This is a genomic window from Streptomyces sp. NP-1717 (assembly GCF_022695985.1).
Taxonomy (GTDB): domain Bacteria; phylum Actinomycetota; class Actinomycetes; order Streptomycetales; family Streptomycetaceae; genus Streptomyces.
This window is the reverse complement of record NZ_JAAPBF010000393.1, coordinates 1-3,350: the sequence shown is the minus strand read 5'-3', so window position 1 is coordinate 3,350 and position 3,350 is coordinate 1. Positions and strand designations below refer to the sequence as shown.

The following is a 3,350-nucleotide window of genomic DNA, read 5'->3' as shown; positions in this document are numbered from 1 at the left end:
CAGCCCACGCTGCCGGCTGAACTCCACGAAGGTGTTCGGCGTCGACATCACCGCGACTCCGCCGGCCAGCGCCAGCGACGACTCACCCTTGCGCAGCGACTCGCATGCCAGATGCAGCGCCACCAACGACGACGAACACGCCGTGTCGATACTCAGCGCGGGGCCCTGGAGACCCAGGTTGTACGCGATCCGACCGGACATGATGCTGCCGAACGTGCCCGTGAGCGCGAAGCCTTCCGCGCTCTCCCGCGCCTGCTCGGCCCAGTGGGCGTAGTCGTGATACATCGCGCCGACGAAGACACCGGTCGCGCTGCCCGTGAGCGAGGTGGGGTCGATGCCCGAGCGCTCCAGCGTCTCCCACGCCGTCTCCAGCAGCAGCCGCTGCTGCGGGTCCATCGCCACCGCCTCGCGCGGCGAGATACCGAAGAACGCCGCGTCGAAGGCGTCGGCGTCGTGCAGGAAGCCGCCCTCGCTGGTGTAGGAGGTGCCGGAGTGATCGGGGTCCGGGCTGTAGAGCTCCTCGATGTTCCAGTTCCGGTTGGTCGGGAACTCGCTGATGGCGTCGGTGTGTTCGGCGACAAGGCGCCACAGGTCCTCCGGCGAGGTCACTCCCCCGGGGAAGCGGCACGCCATACCGACGATCGCGATCGGCTCGTCGTCCGACCGAGGTGACGTCACCGCGACGGCTGCTCCCCCGCTGTTCGCGGTGGCAGCGGCCTCGATGGCGGACGACCACACGTACTCGATGAGCGCGGCAGGCGTCGGATAGTCGAACAGCAGCGTCGCGGGAAGCCGAAGACCCGTGCTGGAACTGAGCCGGTTACGCAGATCGACCGACGTGAGCGAGTCGAACCCGAGTGCCTTGAAACTGTCCGCCAGGTCGACCTGTTCGGGCGCCACATGCCCGAGGCTGGTGGCGACCTCGGTGCGGAGCAGATCGCGGATCAGCGTCTCCTGCTCGGACTTGTCGAGACCGGTGAGCCGGACGGTGAGCGACGACGAAGGGATACGTGTCCCCGGGCGGCTCGCCGCCGCGCCTGAGCGTCCGGCCGAGGGCGCGAGCGAGCGCAGTACGGGCGGAAGTTGACCGGTCAGGGCCTGGGAGCGCAGCGAGCCGAAGTTCCAACGCGTGGGTAGCACAAGGGCGTTGGTCGTGGCGCAGCCCGAGTCGAGCAGTGGCAGCGCGTCCTCGGGAGCCAGCGCCAGGACGCCGTTGCGTTCCATCCTCGCCACGTCGGCCGCGTTCAGGTGACGGGTGATGCCCGATTCCGTGTCCCAGAGTCCCCAGGCCAGCGACGTACCCGGTAGTCCGGCGGCCCTGCGGTGCTGCATCAGGGCGTCCAGGAACGAGTTCGCGGCGGCGTAGTTGGCCTGCCCCGCGTTGCCGAGCACGCCGAAGACGGACGAGAAGGTGACGAAGACCGAGAGGTCCAGGTCCCGGGTGAGGTGGTGCAGGTGTGTCGCGGTGTCCACCTTCGGGCGCAGTACGCGTTCGAGTTGGTCCGGTGTCATGGTGTCGATCAGACCGTCGTCCAGGACACCCGCCGCATGGACGACGCCCGTCAACGGGTACGTGTCGGGCACCTCTCCGAGCAGTGCGGCCAGCGCGTCGGCGTCCGTGGTGTCGCACGCCGCGACCGTGACTTCCGCGCCCAACGCCCGCAACTCCGCGCGCAGTTCGGCGGCGCCGGGAGCCTCCGCACCACGACGGCCGATCAGCAGCAGACTCGGGACGGAATGTCGTACGACCAGATGCCGGGCGACCGCCGCGCCGAGCGCCCCGGTACCGCCCGTGATCAGGACCGTACCGGCACCCTCCCAGGGATTCGCCGGCTGTTCCGGGGACAGGTCGAGACGGCCGAGGCGTGGCACGAGGACCGACTCGCCCCGCAGAGCGAGCTGCCGCTCGTCGGCCGCCACCGCGCTCAGTACAACGGCGGTGAGGTGGTGCGGGGGCAGTTCCTCGACGGCTTCCGGATCGAGGTCGACCAGCAGATAGCGGCCCGGGTTCTCGGCCTGCGCGCTGCGGACCAGGCCCCACACGGGCGCGGCAGACAGTCCCGGCAGCTTCCCCTCCCCCGCCGCCACCGCGCCCCGCGTCACGACGACCAGCGTCGCGTCCGCCAGCCCCGCGTCCGCCGTGAAGGTCTGAAGTTCCTTCAGAACGGCCTGGGTTGTTCGGTGCGCGGTTCCCGCCGTGTCATCGGCGCTTTCCGGGGCGACGGTGAGCGATACGAAGTCCGGCGCGGTCGCGCCTCCGGCGACGGCCGCACCGAGCTCGGCCATGTCCCCGTAGACAGCCGGTTCATCCGCGAGACCGCGTGGTGGCGCGCCGACGTACGCCCACGAATGTGAGGAGGGGGCCGCCTGGGAGACGCCGCTCTCCATGGCGTTCCACTCGACGACGTAGTGGGCGGCGACGTCGGTGCTCACCCGCGCGGACGCGAGCTGAGCCGCCGACGCGCGGCGGAAGGCCAGCGACTCGACGGACGCGACGGGCCTGCCCGCCTCGTCCGTGAGGGTGAGGGAGACAGTGTCCGCACCCGTGGGGCGGATACGAGCCCGGAGCGCCGAGCCCCCGACGGCATTGACGCGTACTCCCGACCACGCGAAGGGCAGGCGCAGACCGTCCAGGGCCACGTCGGGCGCTTCGGGGGCGAGACCGAAGAGCAGAGTTGCGTGCAGGACCGCGTCGAAGAGAGCCGGGTGGATGGCGAACGGAGCGTCGGCCGAGTCGAGTTCGCCGTCCGGCAGCCGCACCTCGGCGAACACTTCGTCGCCCGAACGCCAAACCGCTGTCAGACCTCGGAACTGCGGACCGTACTCATAGCCCCGGAGAGCCAACATGTCGTACGCGTCCGTCAGCGGCAGCGGCTGGGCATCGGCCGGCAGCCATTCGAAGTCCGCGGGCGTAGCGAGCGGTTCGGCCACCAGCCGGCCGCGCGCATGACGTGACCAGGCTGCCTCGTCCACCGGGGTGGATGCCTGACGTGAGTACACGACGAGGGAACGCCCGCCGGTCCCGTCCGGCGCGCCCACCGCGACCTGAATCCGGACCGCGTCCGTCTCGGCGACCACGAGTGGCGCTTCGAGCGTCAGCTCCTCGATCGTGTCGAGCCCGACGTGCGTCGCCGCGTGCATGACGACATCGATGAGGGCGGTCCCCGGGAGCACGGTCGCGCCGAGGATGACGTGGTCGCCGACCCAGGAGTGGTCCGCCTGCGCGAATCGCCCGGTGAGAAGCGTGCCGCCGCTCTCGGCCTGCTCGACGGTCGCGCCGAGGAGGGGGTGGTCGGTGGTGGTCAGTCCTGCGGAGGTGAGGTCCCTGGTCGCGGGCGTGTCGTTGAGCC

The 3,350-nt window shown here is 70.6% G+C and carries 1 protein-coding gene; it reads right to left on the bottom strand.

Annotated elements, in window-relative coordinates; translation table 11 throughout:
• Nucleotides 1–3,350, bottom strand: a 3,350-nt coding sequence (locus GXP76_RS34780) for an SDR family NAD(P)-dependent oxidoreductase (RefSeq protein WP_277994138.1), incomplete at both ends; no start/stop codon positions are given.